This window comes from Sphingomonas phyllosphaerae 5.2 (assembly GCF_000419605.1).
GTDB classification, from domain to species: Bacteria; Pseudomonadota; Alphaproteobacteria; order Sphingomonadales; family Sphingomonadaceae; genus Sphingomonas; species Sphingomonas phyllosphaerae_B.
Map to the genome: position 1 here is coordinate 3,028,960 of NZ_ATTI01000001.1, position 18,095 is coordinate 3,047,054.

18 protein-coding genes are annotated in these 18,095 nt (G+C 67.9%); 8 read left to right on the forward strand and 10 right to left on the reverse strand.

Annotation, left to right across the window (positions count from 1 at the left end):
- Positions 1-105 precede the first annotated feature (105 nt).
- The 4 genes from SPHPHY_RS0114265 to gltB are packed head-to-tail and all read left to right on the forward strand — an operon-like array spanning position 106 to position 6,831.
- Positions 106-1,545, forward strand: a complete 1,440-nt coding sequence (locus SPHPHY_RS0114265; RefSeq protein WP_022687364.1) for an NAD(P)-dependent oxidoreductase — start codon at positions 106-108, stop codon at positions 1,543-1,545.
- The gene (locus SPHPHY_RS0114270; protein WP_022687365.1) at positions 1,542-1,838 is read left to right on the forward strand and encodes a hypothetical protein; all 297 of its coding nucleotides are present in this window, start codon (positions 1,542-1,544) and stop codon (positions 1,836-1,838) included. Before SPHPHY_RS0114265 ends, SPHPHY_RS0114270 begins: the two co-directional genes overlap by 4 nt.
- Complete coding sequence (locus SPHPHY_RS0114275; protein WP_022687366.1) at positions 1,835-2,317, forward strand: hypothetical protein; 483 nt, start codon at positions 1,835-1,837, stop codon at positions 2,315-2,317. The genes SPHPHY_RS0114270 and SPHPHY_RS0114275 overlap by 4 nt, the downstream gene beginning before the upstream one ends.
- Positions 2,314-6,831, forward strand: a complete 4,518-nt coding sequence (gene gltB, locus SPHPHY_RS0114280) for a glutamate synthase large subunit (RefSeq protein ID WP_022687367.1) — start codon at positions 2,314-2,316, stop codon at positions 6,829-6,831. Before SPHPHY_RS0114275 ends, gltB begins: the two co-directional genes overlap by 4 nt.
- 131 nt (positions 6,832-6,962) lie before the next feature.
- On the opposite strand, the gene SPHPHY_RS0114285 is transcribed toward gltB, so the two are convergent.
- The 8 genes from SPHPHY_RS0114285 to SPHPHY_RS0114320 all read right to left on the reverse strand — a co-directional run bounded on the left by SPHPHY_RS0114285 (position 6,963) and on the right by SPHPHY_RS0114320 (position 14,064).
- The gene (locus SPHPHY_RS0114285) at positions 6,963-7,484 is read right to left on the reverse strand and encodes a hypothetical protein (RefSeq protein ID WP_022687368.1); all 522 of its coding nucleotides are present in this window, start codon (positions 7,482-7,484) and stop codon (positions 6,963-6,965) included.
- A 223-nt stretch (positions 7,485-7,707) separates the two neighbouring features.
- Positions 7,708-8,592, reverse strand: coding sequence for a 3-hydroxyisobutyrate dehydrogenase (gene mmsB / locus SPHPHY_RS0114290; protein WP_028056943.1), 885 nt, complete (start codon positions 8,590-8,592; stop codon positions 7,708-7,710).
- Positions 8,592-8,861 (reverse strand): hypothetical protein, encoded by a 270-nt coding sequence (locus tag SPHPHY_RS0114295; protein ID WP_022687370.1) that lies wholly within the window; start codon positions 8,859-8,861, stop codon positions 8,592-8,594. The genes mmsB and SPHPHY_RS0114295 overlap by 1 nt, the downstream gene beginning before the upstream one ends.
- Before the next feature lie 12 nt (positions 8,862-8,873).
- On the reverse strand, positions 8,874-9,650 hold the full coding sequence (locus tag SPHPHY_RS0114300) for an enoyl-CoA hydratase (protein WP_022687371.1): 777 nt from the start codon (positions 9,648-9,650) through the stop codon (positions 8,874-8,876).
- Positions 9,651-9,769: 119 nt separating this feature from the next.
- A complete protein-coding gene (locus tag SPHPHY_RS0114305; RefSeq protein ID WP_022687372.1) occupies positions 9,770-10,810 on the reverse strand; it encodes an enoyl-CoA hydratase/isomerase family protein in 1,041 nt (346 codons plus the stop codon).
- Positions 10,807-11,952, reverse strand: coding sequence for an acyl-CoA dehydrogenase family protein (locus tag SPHPHY_RS0114310; protein ID WP_028056944.1), 1,146 nt, complete (start codon positions 11,950-11,952; stop codon positions 10,807-10,809). Before SPHPHY_RS0114310 ends, SPHPHY_RS0114305 begins: the two co-directional genes overlap by 4 nt.
- Positions 11,953-11,962: 10 nt before the next feature.
- Positions 11,963-12,520 carry a hypothetical protein gene (locus tag SPHPHY_RS0114315; RefSeq protein ID WP_156025106.1) on the reverse strand — a complete coding sequence of 186 codons (558 nt, stop codon included), beginning with the start codon at positions 12,518-12,520 and terminating at the stop codon, positions 11,963-11,965.
- Between the two features lie 8 nt (positions 12,521-12,528).
- The gene (locus tag SPHPHY_RS0114320) at positions 12,529-14,064 is read right to left on the reverse strand and encodes a CoA-acylating methylmalonate-semialdehyde dehydrogenase (RefSeq protein WP_022687375.1); all 1,536 of its coding nucleotides are present in this window, start codon (positions 14,062-14,064) and stop codon (positions 12,529-12,531) included.
- A gap of 80 nt (positions 14,065-14,144) precedes the next feature.
- Here SPHPHY_RS0114320 and SPHPHY_RS0114325 point away from each other — a divergent pair, with 80 nt between their 5' ends.
- From SPHPHY_RS0114325 to SPHPHY_RS0114340, 4 genes are all read left to right on the forward strand, one after another.
- Positions 14,145-15,044, forward strand: coding sequence for a LysR family transcriptional regulator (locus tag SPHPHY_RS0114325; protein WP_022687376.1), 900 nt, complete (start codon positions 14,145-14,147; stop codon positions 15,042-15,044).
- A 220-nt stretch (positions 15,045-15,264) separates the two neighbouring features.
- A complete protein-coding gene (locus tag SPHPHY_RS21020; RefSeq protein ID WP_022687377.1) occupies positions 15,265-15,930 on the forward strand; it encodes a PEPxxWA-CTERM sorting domain-containing protein in 666 nt (221 codons plus the stop codon).
- Positions 15,927-16,517, forward strand: coding sequence for a L,D-transpeptidase family protein (locus tag SPHPHY_RS0114335; RefSeq protein ID WP_022687378.1), 591 nt, complete (start codon positions 15,927-15,929; stop codon positions 16,515-16,517). The genes SPHPHY_RS21020 and SPHPHY_RS0114335 overlap by 4 nt, the downstream gene beginning before the upstream one ends.
- Before the next feature lie 99 nt (positions 16,518-16,616).
- Positions 16,617-17,147 (forward strand): CAP domain-containing protein, encoded by a 531-nt coding sequence (locus tag SPHPHY_RS0114340; protein WP_022687379.1) that lies wholly within the window; start codon positions 16,617-16,619, stop codon positions 17,145-17,147.
- Here the strand turns inward: SPHPHY_RS0114340 and SPHPHY_RS22810 are convergent.
- Complete coding sequence (locus SPHPHY_RS22810; protein WP_156025107.1) at positions 17,123-17,353, reverse strand: PEPxxWA-CTERM sorting domain-containing protein; 231 nt, start codon at positions 17,351-17,353, stop codon at positions 17,123-17,125. The two genes, SPHPHY_RS0114340 and SPHPHY_RS22810, sit on opposite strands and share 25 nt — an antisense overlap.
- Positions 17,354-17,549: 196 nt before the next feature.
- The gene (locus tag SPHPHY_RS0114345; RefSeq protein WP_156025108.1) at positions 17,550-17,945 is read right to left on the reverse strand and encodes a hypothetical protein; all 396 of its coding nucleotides are present in this window, start codon (positions 17,943-17,945) and stop codon (positions 17,550-17,552) included.
- Positions 17,946-18,095 lie beyond the last annotated feature (150 nt).

Sequence of the window (18,095 nt, forward strand, 5' to 3'; positions counted from 1 at the left end):
TCGGCCACGAACCGGCATTTAATAGGTAAGTCTTGCTTACCCACTAGCTCAAAAGCGCGTGACAGCCGGCGAATGATGTGAGACGTCGGCCATCGGAGGACACCGATGGCCGACATGCTCAAGTTCGTTGATCGCCCGCAATCCTATCCGGCAAAGCGTACTGCCGACGACCGCGCCGATGATTTCCGCGAGATCGCGGAACGCTATGCGCCACCCGCGGCGGAGGATCAGGCCGGCCGCTGCTCGCAATGCGGCGTGCCGTATTGCTCGGTGCACTGTCCGCTCCACAACCACATTCCCGACTGGTTGCGACTGACTGCCGAAGGGCGGCTGCGCGAGGCATACGAGTTGAGCAACGCTACCTCGACCATGCCCGAGATCTGCGGCCGCATCTGCCCGCAGGACCGGTTGTGCGAGGGCAATTGCGTCATCGAATTCTCCGGCCACGGCGCGGTCACGATCGGGTCGGTCGAGAAGTTCATCACCGATACCGCCTGGGAAGAAGGCTGGGTCGAGCCGCTCGTCCCCGGCCCGGCGCGCGGCCAGTCGGTCGGCGTGATCGGTGCCGGCCCGGCCGGGCTGAGCGCCGCGGAATATCTGCGTGGGCACGGTTATGAGGTTCATGTCTACGATCGCCACGATCGCGCAGGCGGGCTGCTGACCTATGGCATCCCCGGCTTCAAGCTGGAGAAGCCGGTGGTCATGCGCCGCGTGGACCGGCTCAAGGCCGGCGGCATCGTCTTCCACGAAGGCTTCGAGGTCGGCCGCGACGCGACGCTTGACGAGCTGCGCACGCGCCACGACGCGTTGCTGATCGCGACCGGTGTGTACAAGGCGCGCGCGATCGAGGTCGGCGGCAACAACCTGAACGGCGTCGTCGCGGCGCTGGACTATCTCACCGCATCGAACCGCAAGAGCTTCGGTGACGCCGTGCCGGCGTTCGAGGACGGCAGCCTGAACGCCGCCGGCAAGGACGTGGTCGTGATCGGCGGCGGCGACACCGCGATGGACTGCGTGCGCACCGCGATCCGCCAGGGCGCGAAGAGCGTGAAATGCCTCTACCGCCGCGACCGTACCAACATGCCCGGTTCGCAGCGCGAGGTCGCCAACGCCGAGGAAGAAGGCGTCGAGTTCGTCTGGCTCTCCGCCCCGCACAGCTTCGAGGGCGAGGACGGCGCGGTACGCACGGTACGCGCGAACCGCATGCGGCTCGGCGCGCCCGACGCCAGCGGCCGCCGTGCGCCCGAAGTTGATCCCGGCGCTGCCGAGGCGATGCCGGCCGATCTCGTCATCAAGGCGCTCGGCTTCGATGCCGAGGAACTGCCGCGGCTGTGGGGTGCCCCCGAACTGGGCGTCACGCGCTGGGGCACGGTGCTGGTCGACAGCAAGACGTTGATGACCAGCCTCGACGGCGTGTTCGCGGCCGGCGACATCGTGCGCGGCGCCTCGCTGGTGGTCTGGGCGATCCGCGACGGCCGCGACGTCGCCGCCACGATGCATGCGCATCTGAAGGCGAAGGCCAGGGCGGAAAGGCAGGCAGCGTGAGGTTGTCGCCCCGGTATATCGACGCGATCAGGTCGGCGACCCGGGAGGCGTTCGGCGCCAGCGCGATCGTGCGGCTGTTCGGCAGTCGTCTTGACGACACCAGACGCGGCGGCGACATCGACCTTCACATCGAGGCCGATCCGGCATCCGCGGATCTTGAACACGAGGTCCGTTTCCGCGTGCTGCTGTGGCGATCGCTGGACGAGGAACAGGTGGATGTGGTCGTCGCGGCGCGTGGGGCCGAACCGCGATGGATCGATCGCGCCGCATGCCGCGAAGGCGTCGTGCTATGACACGCGACGATGTGCTTGCCGCTACCGGGGAGGCCGTTGTCGCCGCGCAGCAACTCGCCGACCATGTCGAGCGCCTGCGCGGCAGAATGGACCGGGCGCTGCCGACGACGGGTGACGCGATTGTCCGTTGGCAGGACGAGGAACGCGAGCGGCTTCATGCCTTGTTGCGCATGTTCGACCAACTCTACGATCTGACGTCGCGAAAGCTGTTTCGCGGGCTGCTGTTCCTGTCGGGGGAGACGATCGCCGGTCTTTCCGCACAGAACCAGTTTCGCCGGGTAGAGGCGCTGGGCGGCATCGCATCGGCAGACCGCTGGATCGAGCTGGCCGCCACCCGCAACGTGCTCGCCCACGATTATCCGACCCGACCTGTAGAACAGGCTGCCCGCGCCAATCTGGCCTGGCGCGAATTCATCGATCTCATCGCCGGCACCCGCCAGACCATTTCGCTGCTTCGAACCGAAGGGCTGATTTCATGACCGACTCCCTCGACGCCCGCCGTCAGTATCTCGCCGAACACGGCATGTACCGCCCCGACATGGAGGGCGATGCGTGCGGCGTCGGGCTCGTCGCCGCCACCGACGGCAAGCCGTCACGGCGTGTCGTGCAGTCCGCGGTCGATGCGCTGAAGGCGGTGTGGCATCGCGGCGCGGTCGACGCCGATGGCAAGACCGGCGACGGCGCGGGCATCCACGTCGACCTGCCGGTGCGCTTCTTCGACGATTGCATCGCGGCCAGCGGGCACAAGGCGATGCCGAACCGGCTCGCGGTCGGCATGATGTTCCTGCCGCGCACCGACCTGTCGGCGCAGGAGACGTGCCGCACGATCGTCGAATCCGAGGTGATCGGCGCCGGCTACACCATTTACGGCTGGCGGCAGGTGCCGGTCGACGTCTCGGTGATCGGGTTGAAGGCGCAATCGACGCGCCCCGAGATCGAGCAGATCATGATCGCCGGTCCGATGCCCGACGACGTGTCGGTCGAGGAATTCGAGAAGAACCTGTATCTGGTCCGTCGCCGCATCGAAAAGCGCGTGATCGCCGCACAGATCCAGGGCTTCTACGTCTGCTCGCTCAGCTGCCGCTCGATCATCTACAAGGGGCTCTTCCTCGCCGAGAGCCTGTCGGTCTTCTATCCCGACCTGACCGACGCGCGCTTCGAAAGCCGCGTCGCGATCTTCCACCAGCGTTATTCGACCAACACCTTCCCGCAATGGTGGCTGGCGCAGCCGTTCCGGTGCCTGGCGCACAACGGCGAGATCAACACGATCCGCGGCAACAAGAACTGGATGCTCAGCCACGAGATCCGCATGGCGTCGATCGCGTTCGGCGAGCATTCGGAGGATATCAAGCCGGTGATCCCCGCCGGTGCATCGGACACCGCCGCGCTCGACGCGACGTTCGAGGCGATCTGCCGCTCGGGCCGCGACGCGCCGACCGCGAAGCTGATGCTGGTGCCGGAGGCCGCAGCGGACGACATGCCGCCGACGCATGCCGCAATGTACCAGTATCTCGCCTCCGTCATGGAGCCGTGGGACGGCCCCGCCGCGCTCGCGATGACCGACGGGCGCTGGGTGGTGGGCGGCGTCGATCGCAACGCGCTGCGCCCGTTGCGCTACACGCAGACCGCGGACGGCCTCCTGATCGTCGGGTCGGAGGCGGGCATGGTCGTCGTGCCGGAGAGCACGATCGTCGCCAAGGGCCGGCTCGGGCCGGGGCAGATGATCGCCGTCGACCTGCACGAAGGCCGCGTGCTGCTCGACCGCGAAGTGAAGGACCGCATCGCCGCGGAGCAGGATTATGCCGCGATGATCGGCGAATTCTCGACGATGGACGACCTGCCCCCTGCCCCTCCCGGCACGCTGGCGCGCTACGATCGTGCCGAGCTGGCGCGGCGGCAGGTCGCCGCCGGTCAGACGATCGAGGACATGGAGCTGATCCTGTCGCCGATGGTCGAGACGGGCAAGGAAGCGATCGGCTCGATGGGCGACGACACGCCGCTGGCGGTCATCTCCGACAAGCCGCGGCTCATCAGCCAGTTCTTCCGGCAGAATTTCGCGCAAGTCACCAATCCGCCGATCGATCCGCTGCGCGAGCGCTACGTCATGTCGCTCAAGACGCGCTTCGGCAATCTCGCCAACATCCTCGATACGGAGGATCGGCGCGAGCGCGTGCTGGTGCTCGAATCGCCGGTGCTGACCTCCACCGACTGGGGGCGGCTGAAGGGATATTTCGGCAACGCCGCCGCCGACATCGACTGCACGTTCGAGGCGGGGGGCGGCCCGGAGCGGCTGCGCGCCGCGATCCAGCGCATCCGCAACCAGGCCGAGCAGGCGGTGCGGGAGGGCAAGAGCGAGCTGTTCCTCACCGACGAGCGCATCGACGAGGACCGCGTCGCGATTCCGGGCGTGCTGGCGGCGGCGGCGGTGCACACACACCTCGTGCGCCGCGGCCTGCGCTCCTATGCGTCGATCAACGTCCGCGCGGCGGAATGCCTCGACACGCATTATTACGCGGTGCTCATCGGCGTGGGTGCCACGACCGTGAACGCGTATCTGGCGGAGGCGGCGATCGCCGACCGCCACGCACGCGGGCTGTTCGGCAAGCTGTCGATGGAAGAATGCACCGCGCGCCACAAGAAGGCGATCGAGGAGGGGCTGCTCAAGATCCTCAGCAAGATGGGGATCGCGGTCATCTCCTCGTACCGCGGTGGCTATAATTTCGAGGCGGTCGGGCTCAGCCGTGCCTTGGTGAACGACCTGTTCCCCGGCATGCCGGCGAAGATCAGCGGCGAGGGTTATGCCTCGCTGCACGTCAACGCCATCGAACGCCACGAAGCGGCATTCGACCAGGCGGTCGCGACGCTGCCGATCGGCGGTTTCTATCGCCAGCGCCACACCGGCGAGGCGCATGCCTATTCCGCGCAGCTGATGCACCTGCTCCAGACGGCGGTGTCGACCGACAGCTATTCCAGCTATCTGCAATTCTCGCGCGGCGTGGCGGACCTGCCGCCGATCTACCTGCGCGATCTGCTGCAGTTCAACTTCCCCAACGAAGGCGTCGCGGTCGATCAGGTCGAGGCGATCACCGAGATCCGCAAGCGCTTCGTCACCCCCGGCATGTCGCTCGGCGCGCTGTCGCCGGAGTCGCACGAGACGCTGGCGATCGCGATGAACCGCATCGGCGCCAAGGCGGTGTCGGGCGAGGGCGGCGAGGACAAGATCCGCTACAAGCCCTACGATAACGGCGACAACGCCAATTCGGTCATCAAGCAGGTCGCGTCCGGCCGCTTCGGCGTCACCGCGGAATATCTCAACGCCTGCGAGGAGATCGAGATCAAGGTCGCGCAGGGTGCCAAGCCCGGCGAGGGCGGGCAGCTGCCCGGCTTCAAGGTGACCGAGTTCATCGCCAAGCTGCGCCACGCCACCCCCGGCGTGACGCTCATCAGCCCGCCGCCGCATCACGACATCTACTCGATCGAGGATCTGGCGCAGCTGATCTACGACCTGAAGCAGATCAACCCGCGCGCACGCGTTTGCGTCAAGCTGGTGTCGTCGGCCGGGATCGGCACCGTCGCGGCGGGTGTGGCGAAGGCGCATGCCGACGTCATCCTCGTCTCCGGCCATGTCGGCGGCACCGGCGCCTCCCCGCAGACCAGCATCAAATATGCCGGCACACCGTGGGAAATGGGCCTGTCGGAGGTCAACCAGGTCCTGACGCTCAACGGCCTGCGCGGGCGGATCAAGCTGCGCGCCGACGGCGGGCTGAAGACCGGGCGCGACATCGTGATCGCCGCGATCCTGGGTGCGGAGGAGTTCGGGATCGGCACGCTCAGCCTCGTGGCGATGGGCTGCATCATGGTGCGCCAGTGCCACAGCAACACCTGCCCGGTCGGTATCTGCACGCAGGACGAGGCGTTGCGTGGCAAGTTCGTCGGCACGCCGGAAAAAGTCATCAACCTGATGACCTTCATCGCCGAAGAGGTCCGCGACATCCTCGCCCGGCTCGGCGTCCGCTCGCTCGACGAGGTGATCGGCCGCACCGAATTGCTGCGGCAGGTCAGCCGCGGTGCCGAGCATCTCGACGACCTCGACCTGAACCCGATCCTCGCCAAGGTCGACGCGACCGACGCCGAGCGCCGCTTCTCGCTGAGCACGTTCCGCAACGAAGTTCCCGACAGCCTCGACGCGCAGATCATCAAGGACGCGTCGGCGGTGTTCTCGCGCGGCGAGAAGATGCAGCTGACCTATTCGGTGCGCAACACGCACCGCGCGGTCGGTACGCGGCTGTCGAGCGAGATCACGCGCACCTTCGGCATGTCGAAGCTGGCCGAGAACCACGTCACGATCCGCCTGCGCGGCTCGGCCGGCCAGTCGCTCGGCGCATTCATGTGCCGCGGCATCACGCTGGAGGTCTTCGGCGACGCCAACGACTATGTCGGCAAGGGGTTGTCGGGCGGCAAGATCATCGTGCGACCGGCGGTATCCTCGCCGCTGCGCAGCCAGAACAACACCATTCTCGGCAACACCGTCCTGTATGGCGCGACCAGCGGCAAGCTGTTCGCCGCCGGCCAGGCCGGTGAGCGCTTCGCGGTGCGCAATTCCGGCGCGACCGTGGTGGTGGAGGGCTGCGGCGCGAACGGCTGCGAATACATGACCGGCGGCACCGCGGTGGTGCTGGGCGAGGTCGGCGCCAATTTCGGTGCGGGCATGACCGGCGGCATGGCGTTCGTCTACGACGAAAGCGGCAGTTTCGCGCGCCGCGCCAACCCCGAGAACATCGTCTGGCAACGCGTCGCCGCCGCGCATTGGGAAGAGATACTGCGCGGGCTGATCGCCGAACATGCGGTGGCGACCGACAGCCGCTGGTCGCGCGGGCTGCTCGACGATTGGGACCGCACGGTCGGCGCGTTCTGGCAGGTCATCCCGCGCGAAATGCTGTCGCGGCTCAGCCACCCGCTCGACGACGCCGAGACGCTGGAGGCGGCGGAGTAAAAGCGGATTGCTTGAAGGCCTGCGTTGAAGCGGTGGGTGAAGTCGCGTCGTCCCTCGCTCGTCTTCGCATCGTCATTGCGGGCGGAGCGAAGCGATCCCCGGGCATTCTGGTCCGGCGCTGGATTGCTTCGCTACGCTCGCGATGACGGACCATCGTTGGCCCTGCCGCGGAACCGCCACGCTATCCAGACCGCACCGACGGCAAGCGCCAGCACCGGCCAGCCGCCATCGGTGCGCCAGAGGTACGCCGCCCCCGCTACGACCGCCGCCAGCGTCAGCAACAACGCCGCCCATGGCGCATGTAGCCGCCGCGCGAGCCACACGGCGAGCGCCAGTGCGGCAAGCGCGTTCAACGCCAGCCATGCGTAGGAGGCGCCGGCCCCCAGCGATCCGGCGAACGGCAGCTTGACGGTGGCATAGCCGATCATCCGGTTCGGGAAACTGTCGGCCGCCAGATGCACCCCCGTCCCCGCCGCCACGCCGCACGCCGCCGGATACCATCGCCGCCGCGCCAGCAACGCGCACGCCGGCACGATACTGTGCGTCAGTGCGCTGCGATGCCCGAGCCACAGGTGCAGGTCGACGTCGGGCAGGGTCAGCCCGATGACGAACGCGACGATCGTGACCGCCACGGCGGCAAGGGCGGGTGTCATGCGCCGCGGGTGCCACGGCCGCCGCCTCGCGTCCATCGTCGCGCGCTGTCAGGCGAGCGGCCTCAGGCGAGCAACGTCGTAACGTTTGTCATTGCGACCGCAGCGAAGCAATCCATGCCCGACCAGGACGACCCGGATTGCTTCGCTGCGCTCGCAATGACGATCTACCGGCAACGCCGATCCCTCCGCCTGCGATGCCGGAGCGCAGAGGCCGCCCGATCGATCAACCCCGCGGCGTATCCAGCATCCGGATGATCCCCGAGAAATCGAGCCCACCCTGCCCGGCATCCACGAACTGCCGGTACAGGTCCCGCGCGCGCGCGCCCATCGGCGCTTGCGCCGCGGCGCCCTCGGCGGCCGCCATCGCCAGCTCCAGGTCCTTGAGCATCAACGCTCCGGCAAACCCGCCCTGATAGTCGCGATCGGCCGGCGATTCCGGGCCGACGCCCGGCACCGGGCAATAGCTCGTCATCGACCAGCTCTGCCCCGTCGCCTTGCTGGAGATGTCGTAGAAGGTCTGCGCATCCAGCCCCAGCTTCTCCGCCAGCGCGAACGCCTCGCACGTCGCAGCCATCGTCGCGCCGAGGATCAGGTTGTTGCACATCTTGGCGACCTGGCCTGCGCCGCTGTCGCCGGCATGGATCACCGCCTTGCCCATGTCCTCCAGGAACGGCCGCGCGCGCGCGAACGCATCGGCGCTGCCCCCGACCATGAAGGTCAGCGTACCGGCCTGCGCCGCGGCGATGCCGCCGGATACCGGCGCATCGACCGCCGCGATCCCGCGTGCCGCCGCCTCCCCGGCGATCCGCCGCGCGGTGGCGAGATCGATCGTCGAGCAATCGATCAGCACGGTATCGACCGCGACGTCACCGAGGCTCTCGGCATAGACCTGCGCGACGTGGCTGCCGGCGGGCAGCATCGTGACGATCGCTTCCGCGCCGTCGGCCGCCTCGTGCGCCGATCCGACCGGCAGGCAACCTGCCGCCCGCGCCACCTCCAACGCCGCCGCCGACAGGTCGAAGGCGCGGACATCGTGCCCCTTTTTCGCCAGATTGGCGGCCATCCCGCCGCCCATGTTGCCCAGCCCGATGAACCCGACGCGCGCCATCATGCCACCTTCGCCCGGCGCGGCCGCAGCGCAGCGCCGATCAATGCGCCGACCAGCGCCAGCGCCGCGACGCCGAGGAACGTGCCGACGAAGGTGATCGCGACCGGCTCGAACGACGCCGACACCGACGCCAGCATCATCGCCACGACCACGACGGCGCCCGCCGCACCGATCGCCGCCGCCGCGACGAGCGGGTGCCAGTGCGTGAAACGCACCGCCGCCACGCCGGCGAGCAGGATCAACAGCAATGTCAGGATCACCAGCGTCATCTCGTCTACTCCCTACTTGCCCGTCCATTGGCCGGGGCGCTTCTCGACGAACGCCGCCATGCCTTCCTTCTGGTCGGCGGTCCCGAACAGCCCGTGGAACAGCCGGCGCTCGAACTGCACGCCCTGCGCCAGCGTGGTCTCGAACGCGGCGTTGACCATTTCCTTGTTCGCCAGCACCGCCAGCGGCGCCATGTCGGCGATCGTCTGCGCCGTCTTCACCGCTTCTTCGACCAGCCCGGCCGCGGGAAGGATACGGCTGACCAGCCCGGCGCGTTCCGCCTCGGCGGCGTCCATCATCCGCCCGGTCAGGCACATCTCCATCGCCTTGGCCTTGCCGACCGCGCGCGCCAGCCGCTGCGACCCGCCCATGCCGGGGGTCACCGCCAGCTTCACTTCGGGCTGCCCGAACTTCGCGTTATCGGCGGCAAGGATGAAGTCGCACATCATCGCCAGCTCGCACCCGCCGCCCAGTGCATAGCCCGCCACCGCGGCGATGATCGGCTTGCGCGTCTGCGTCAGCCGTTCGTAACCGCCGAAGAAATTGCCGCCGTACATCTCGGCGAATCCTTGCGCCGACATCTCCTTGATATCGGCACCGGCGGCGAACGCCTTCTCGCTGCCGGTCAGGACCGCACAGCCTTGCGTCGGGTCCGCATCGAACACGGCAAGTGCGGCAAGCAGGTCGGCCAGCACCTGCGAATTGAGCGCGTTGAGCGCCTTCGGCCGGTTGAGCGTGATCAGCGTCACGCCCCCGCGCTGCTCGACCAGGATCGTCTCGTACTCGGCCATTCGTTCGTCTCCCGTCGCTCCGGCGCAGCCAGGAGCCTGTGGCTGTTCAATCGCCGCGGTCGGTATGACGCGGGGCGCCTCGGCCGACACCGCCCCCTTCCCGCGGCGGGGCGATGACATCACCCCGGCGTCCACGCCTCGTCGTCCGGCAACGGCGCGAAGATACGGTCGATCATATGATCGCTCACGCCCTCGACGGTCGCGGGCTCCCAACGCGGCGCATTGTCCTTGTCGACGATCAGCGCGCGCACGCCCTCCACGAAGTCGGGGCGCTGCACCACCCGGCACGCGACCGCATATTCCTGCCGCATCTCGTCCGCGAACGTCGCCATCCCCGCGGCATCCTTGAGCAGCTTGAGCGACACCTTCATCGCCTGCGGCGATTTGGTCGCCAGCGTCGCACGGGTCGCCTGCGCGAAGTCGCCACCGTCCGCGTCGAGCGCCGCCAGCACCTCCTCCAGGTCGTCCGACGCGAACAAGCGGTCGATCTCCGCCCGCTGCGCCAGGATCTTGCCCGCAGGCGCCGCCTCGGCCAGCGCCGACAACGCCGCGTCGATCGCATCGGGGTCGGTCGCGATCGCCGCCTTCGCCTCCTCGATCCGCGCGGCCGGCAGGTAATGCGTCGCCAGCCCGAGCGCGACCGCCTCCGCACCGTCGAGTCGCGCGCCGGTCAGCGCGAGATACTGCCCGATCCGCCCCGGCAGCCGCGACAGATACCAGCCGCCGCCGACGTCCGGGAACAGTCCGATGCCGGTCTCCGGCATCGCCAGCCGGGTGTTCTCGGTGGCGACGCGATAGCGGCACGGCATCGACACGCCGACCCCGCCGCCCATCGTCACGCCGTCCATGAACGCTATCGTATCCTTGACGTAGGTGAACAGCCGGTGGTTCATCCGATACTCGGCCCGGAAGAACGCACGCGCCTCCTCGCCGTCGGTCGCGCCGCTGCCGGCCAGCATGCGGATGTCGCCACCCGCGCAGAACCCCCGACCCTCGGCATGATCGATGACGACGCACCGCACCGCCTCGTCGCCGCGCCATGCCTCCAGTGCATCGAGGATGCCCACGCACATTGCGGTGTTCAGCGCGTGCAGCGCCTTCGGCCGGTTGAGCCGGATCCGCGCGACCGGGCCGTCGGTCGAGACGAGAAGGTCGCTCACTGCCGCACCAGTTCGCGGCCGATGATCATCCGCATCACCTGATTGGTGCCCTCCAAAATCGAATGGACGCGCAGGTCGCGCCAGAACCGCTCGATCGGATAATCCATCAGATAGCCATAGCCGCCATGCAGCTGCAGCGCACGATCGACGACGCTCGATCCCGTATCGGTCGCCAGCCGCTTGGCCATCGCCGCGAAGCGCGTCTTGTCGGGCGCGTCCGCGGTCACCTTGGCCGCCGCGACGTAGAGCAGACAGCGCGCCGCCTGCAGCTCGGTCTCCATGTCGGCCAGCATGAATTGCGTGTTCTGGAAATCGCCGATCGCCTTGCCGAATTGCTTGCGATCGGTGGTGTAGCGGATCGCCTCGTCGAGGCAGCGCTGCGCCCCGCCCAGCGAGCACGCCCCGATGTTGAGCCGCCCACCGTCCAGCCCCGCCATGGCGAAGCGGAACCCCTCGCCCTCCTGCCCGACGCGATTGGCGACGGGCACGCGGACGTTGTCGAATGTCACCGCGCGCGTCGGCTGCGCGTGCCAGCCCAGTTTGCGCTCGTTCGCGCCGAACGACACGCCCGGCATGTCCTTTTCGATCACCAGGCAGGAAATTCCCTTCGGTCCATCGGCACCGGTGCGCACCATGGTGACATAAAGCTCGTTTTCTCCGGCACCGGAGATGAACTGCTTGGTACCGTCGACGACATAATGGTCACCGTCGCGCCGCGCGGTCGTGCGCAGCGCCGCTGCGTCGGACCCCGATGCCGGCTCGGTCAGGCAGTAGCTCGCGATCCGCTCCATCGTGACCAGATCGGGCAGGTAGCGCGCCTTGAGCTCCGCCGATCCGTAGCTATCGATCATCCAGCTCGCCATATTGTGTATGGAAATGAACGCGCTGGTCGCCGGGCACCCGTAGGCCATCGCCTCCATGATGAGCGCAGCCTCCAGCCGTCCGAGGTTGATCCCGCCGCTCTCCTCGCTGACGTAGATCGCCGCGAAGCCCAGTTCCGCCGCGGCCTTGATCGTGTCGCGCGGAAAGATGTGCTTCTCATCCCACTCCGCCGCGAACGGCGTGATGCGGTCCGCGGTGAAGCGGCGCGCAAGCTCTTGAATCTCCCGCTGTTCGTCGGTCAGGTCGAATTGATCGGTCATGCTCATATCCTCAACAGCGACGATAGCGCTGCGTGGCGGACGGGTCGCTGCGCACCAGCACGGTGCCGCCGGCGTCCAGTCGATAGATCTCGCGGCGCTCGAACGTCCTGCCGTCGCGCGAGAAACGCAGATCGACGGCGACTTCCTGCGCCGTATGCCGCTCCATGCGCTGCACCCGGGCACGCGCCTGGTAGAAGCGAATGGTGTCGGCGTCGACGTTGATGCGCCCGGTGGCCTCGGTGTTGGCCAGCTCGCAATCGTTATCGCCCGCACCCCAATAGCCCAGGAACTCGGTCGGGAAGGCGCGGTCGCGTGCGGCGTTGGGGCTGACGCGCGCGATCGGCACGCCGCTCAACGCCGTGCGCGCCGCACCGTTCTGCGCTACCGACTGCTCGATCGCCGCCTGCGCCTCGGCCTCGCGTTCGGGAACGTCGACGCGGTTGTAGTCTGCCTCACCCCCGCCAGAGCAGCCGGCCAACAGGATCGCCGCCACCACGACCAGTCGTCGGGCGGCACCGCGACGGGGCGCGGCGCCATGTCGCGAACGAACCGGAGAAATCGCTGGCATCACCTTCTTTACCCCATGGTTGGGATCACGAACGCGTCCTGGACGCGACTGGGTCCACCGTCTTCGCTGCCGCGCGGGAGCGCCGAGCCATCGGGCCAGCGCTGCGTCACCGTCTTCACCTTCGTCCAGAAGCGGACGCCCTCGGTGCCATGCTGGTTGGTGTCGCCGAACGCGCTGCGCTTCCACCCGCCGAACGTATGATAGGCGACGGGTACGGGGATCGGCACGTTGATTCCCACCATCCCGACGTTCACCCGCGCGGCGAATTCGCGCGCGGCATGTCCGTTACGCGTGAAGATCGCGACGCCGTTGCCATATTGATGCTCGCTCGGCAGTCGCACGGCGGTCTCGAAGTCGGGCGCGCGGACGATCTGGAGGACCGGCCCGAAAATCTCTTCCTTGTACGCCTGCATGCCGGGCGTGACGCGGTCGAACAGGCTCGGGCCGATGAAGAACCCTTGCTCATGCCCCTGAAGCGCGAAGCCGCGTCCGTCGACGACCAGTTCCGCCCCTTCGTCGACGCCGGTCTGGATCCAGTCCGACACGCGTTGGCGATGCGCGGCATTCACCACCGGGCCGTAATGCGCCTGCTGGTCGGTCGACACGCCGACCCGCAACGCCGCGATCGCAGGGAGCAGTTTCTCGCGCAACGCCTCGGCGGTCTTCTCGCCAACCGGCACGACTACCGGCAACGCCATGCACCGCTCACCCGCCGAGCCGAATGCCGCGCCTGAAAGGTCTGCGACCACCTGGTCGAGATCGGCGTCGGGCATGACGATGCCATGGTTCTTCGCACCACCCATCGCCTGCACGCGCTTTCCCGCCGCCACGCCGCGGCGATAGACGTGATGTGCGATATCGCTCGATCCGACGAAGCTGATCGCGCCGATCGCAGGGTGATCGAGGATGGCGTCGACCATTTCCTTGTCGCCGTGCACCACTTGCAACACACCCGCCGGCAGCCCGGCCTCCGCCATCAGTTCGGCCAGCCGCACCGGCACGCTCGGGTCGCGCTCGCTCGGTTTCAGGATGAAGGCGTTGCCGCACGCGATCGCCACGCCGAACATCCACATCGGGATCATCGCCGGGAAGTTGAACGGGGTGATCCCCGCACCGATCCCGATCGGCTGCCGCATCGAATAGACGTCGATCCCCGGCCCCGCACCGTGCGTATACTCACCCTTAAGGACGTGCGGGATGCCGCAGGCGAACTCGATCACTTCGAGGCCGCGCTGGATGTCGCCCTTCGAGTCTGCGATGACCTTGCCGTGCTCGGACGACAGCAGATGCGCCAGTTCGTCCATGTGCGCCTCGACCAGTTCCTTGAACCGGAACATCACACGCGCGCGCCGCTGCGGGTTGGTCGCCGCCCACGCCGGCTGTGCCGCCTGCGCTGCCGCTACGACATGGTCGAGCAGCGCCGCGTCGCCCAACGCCACGCGCGCCTGCACCGCGCCCGTATTGGGGTCGTACACATCCGCGGTGCGCGGCGTCGTGCCGCCGGTCGGACGGGCGCCCGCGATGTGATGGTCGACGCTGCGCATGGCATCTCTCTCCTGTTTGGGTGAGGTGTGCGCGCCACCACGTTTGCAGGCAAGCGGCAAATCTGCAACGTTCACCTGCAATGACGCAGCCCCTTCCCTGGAACGATCTGCAGGACTTCCTCGCGGTGGCACGCGTCGGACAGATCGCCCGCGCTGCCGCGCTGGTCGGCGTCGATGCCACCACGATTGGCCGCCGCCTGCGCCGGCTGGAGGCGCGGCTGGGCCGAACCCTCTTCGAACAGACACGCGAGGGGCAGGTGCTGACGGAGGCGGGCGAGGCGCTGCTCGCGCAGGTCGAGGAGATGCAGAACGCCGCCGAGCGGATCGTGGAGGCGCCCGGCCCCGCGGAGTCGCTATCCGGCCTGTTACGCATCAGCGTAGCGGAGGGATTCGGCACCTGGCTGGTCGCCGCACACCTCCACGAATTCGCCGCCCGGCATCCCGCGCTTACCATCGACCTCGCCGCCAGCTCCGGCTTCCTCAGTCCGTCGCGCCGCGAGGCGGACGTGGCGGTGCTGCTCGCACGGCCGCGCCACGGGCCGGTCGTTGCGGGCAAGCTGTCCGACTATGCGCTGCATCTGTATGCGGCCCGCTCGCTGATCGAACGCAGCGGCGCGCCGACCCGCGAGTCCCTCGGGCGGCAGCACCCACTCGTCGGCTACATCCCCGACTTGCTCTATTCGCCCGAACTGCGTTTCGCCGACGATCTCGGCGCCCTGCCCGCGCCGACCTTGCGCAGCTCCAGCATCAACGCGCAGGCGCGACTGATCGCCAGCGGCGCCGGGGTCGGCGTGCTGCCGCATTTCATCGCGGGAGCCGAACCAACGTTGGTACGTGTGCTGCCCGAGGTGACGATCACGCGGTCGTTCTGGCTGGTCACGCACCGTGATACTCGACAGTTACGGCGCATTCGGGCCTTTTCCACATGGCTCGGTGAACTCGTCGGCAAGCACCGCGCACGACTCGTGCCGACTTGTTAACTTTCCAACGCCCGTTAACCTTTGGCTGGATTGTTGATAATCCTAACGAAAGGTTAACGAATCGCCAGTTCCGGGTGGCGTACCGGCCACAGTCGTCCCGCAATGCATCAGGTGGGACGGTGTTTGGACGCATTTCACTGGACTCACGTGGAGAGTGAGGCGCAATTGAAACAATCGCGTTATCAACGATGAATCTGTACGAGAGAGATTGGTCGATCGAATGAAAAACTGGCGCTCCCTCCTGCCTTACGTCTCGCGCGTGCCCGTGGTGCGCGTGGCGATGGCGCTGGGTGTGGGCACCACCGTGATCGGCGGTTATGCCGGGCTCGGCTATCTCGGCGGCACGGTTCCGTTTGCAGAGGCGATGAACCTTCCCGCAGCATTGGCGGTGATGCCCGATCCGCTTTCGATCCTGACCGCGCGCTCGCCCGGCGAGCGCGGCAAGGGCGCGATGTTCAATATAAAGCCCAACAAGCCACCCAAGCCACGGCAATATGCCGGCGTGCCGCCGCGCGGCCCGCGCGAGCGCGTGCTGGGTAATGTGCGCGAGCGCAATCCCGGTCCGGTGGTCCCGGCTGGCGCGTTGCCGCTGCAGCCGGCCGGCTTTGTCCCGGACCTGCCCGTGCCGCTGACCCCCGATGCGCTCGGCCCGCTGCCGCCGGGCGGCACCACCGGCTTCGGCCCGCCGGGCGTCTTCCCGACCGGGCCGGTCGGCACGCCGGGCGTGCCCGGTGTTCCCGGGCCGAACCCTACCCCCACCCCGACGCCGATCATCCCCGCCCCCGCAGTGCCCGAACCGGCAACCTGGGCGATGATGTCGCTGGGCTTTGCGCTCACCGGCCTCGCGGTACGCCGCCGCAAGCGGACGCGCGCACCCGCCGCATGATCCGGCAACGCCTCGGCGCGGTTGCGCTGACGCTTGCCGCCGTCACGATCGCAGTGCCGGTGGCGGCGACGACCACCGCCACCACGATCGGCACCTATGGCATGCGCTTCCGCTATCCGGCAGGGCGCGAGGGCGCCTTGCCGATGACGGGCGGGCAGCCGTTGCGCGTGCGCAGCCTGCTCAACATTCGCCGCCCGATGCAGTTCGGTGATTATGTCTGGAGCGACCTCGGCGTACCCGCGACCGGCGCGATCCGCGTTCGGATCGATCTTCCGCGGCAGACAGTCTCGGTCTTTCGCGACGGTCACGAAATCGGCACTGCCGTGATCCTCTACGGCACCGATCACAAGCCGACGCCGACCGGCACCTTCCCGATCCTGATGCGCGCGCGCCAGCACACCTCGACACTCTACGATGCGGAGATGCCGTACATGCTGCGCCTCACCAACGACGGGGTCGCGGTCCATGCAAGCGCGGTGCGCCGCGGATCGGCGACCCACGGCTGCATCGGCGTGCCGCTCGCCTTTGCGCGGCTGTTGTTCGACCAGGTCGCGCGCGGCGATCTCGTGACGATCGTCGGCGCCTGATCGCCACAGGCGTAAACACGCCCTAACCAGATTCCCTAACCCGCGGTAAGGAAGGCGGGAAGTACCTTTTCCAGGTCATCAGGAAAAGGTTACCCGGACATGCCGCGTGTCACGCTGCGCCCCCGATCACTGCTCGTCGCGCTCGCCGCGCTGGTCTGTGCACCGTTCGTCACCGGTGCATCGAACTATTCGAATACCTTCGACGCGCGCGTGCTGGCCGCGCACAATGCCGAGCGTGCCGCGCTCGGCATCCCGCCACTGCGCTGGAACCCGGAACTCGTCCAATCAGCCCACGCCTGGGGCCAGTATCTCGCCTCCACCGGTCGTTTCGAGCATGCGCCGGAACGCCGCATGGATCCGGAGGGCGAGAACCTGTGGGCCGGCACCCGCGGCTATTACTCGCCCGAGGCGATGGTGGACGGCTGGATACGCGAAAAGCGCTACTTCAAGTCCGGCGCCTTCCCGAACAACAGCACCACCGGGCATGTGGGCGACGTCGGTCACTATACGCAATTGATGTGGCGCGACACGATCGAGGTCGGCTGCGCGCTGGCACGCGGTGGTCAGGAGGACGTGCTGGTCTGCCGCTACAAGAACGCCGGCAATTATCGCGGCGAACGCCCTTTCTGAGCCGGTCGGGCGCGAGGTCGGCAAGGACCACGGCGGCCTTGGACGAAGCGCAGCACCGTCTTGCGACGTAGCGCGCACCCGATAACGGCAAAGCCGACGATCATCGTCGCCCTTGTCGCCGGCTCCGGCGGCACACCGCCTTGACGCACTGCGGTGATGATAGCGCGGAACCGTCCGGGTCGTGGCGCTCGCCCGAACGTCGACACGTTGCGCCACGGCGTCCACCACGCGCGTCACCGACGAGAAGCCGGAGCGCGACAAGCTATTCACGTCTGCCACTGCCCGCACCGACCGGATGCGTCACCGTTACGCGACCGTCCGGAAATAGCGCCATCGCCGAACCCCGATGTACGCCACGCGGGACCCAGCACGTATCCAGCGAAATCGCCCGCTGGCCCATCATCATCGAACAGCGCGCGCAAGTCGATACGATCGACGCTCCCCTGGACGGCTGCATTCGGCCCATGGCTTAACGATGCCAGCCCGGCGCCACGCTCGACAGGTGCCCCGCCGGCCCAGGCTACGATCCTCGCCCGTCCTCCCAACGCCGATCATCAGATCGCCAAGCGCCAGCACCTCGTCGGGCGCGTCCATCGTCAGCGACGTCTCGATCCGCGTCGGCGCGCCGATCGGATCGCGGTACGTCACCGCGCCATCTTCGATCATCACGGCCTGCGCGCGTGTCGTGGTGGCGATCACGCCGCCGTGCACGATGCAACCTCGTAGCGTCCCGGCACGCAGCGGCGCGGAGGTCACCGCGGTGGCGGAAGCACGCGACGCGAGCGCAATCAGCGACAATGATGCGAACGACGCATTGTTCATCCCGGCACTCGACCTGCCGACGGGTGCTTGCCTTATGCGCCTCCGCTCCGTTTAACGCGCAATGACGGACGCAAGCGCGTCCACTGCTCCAGACGGGGCCACCGCCGGACGGCAGTCGCGTCGACC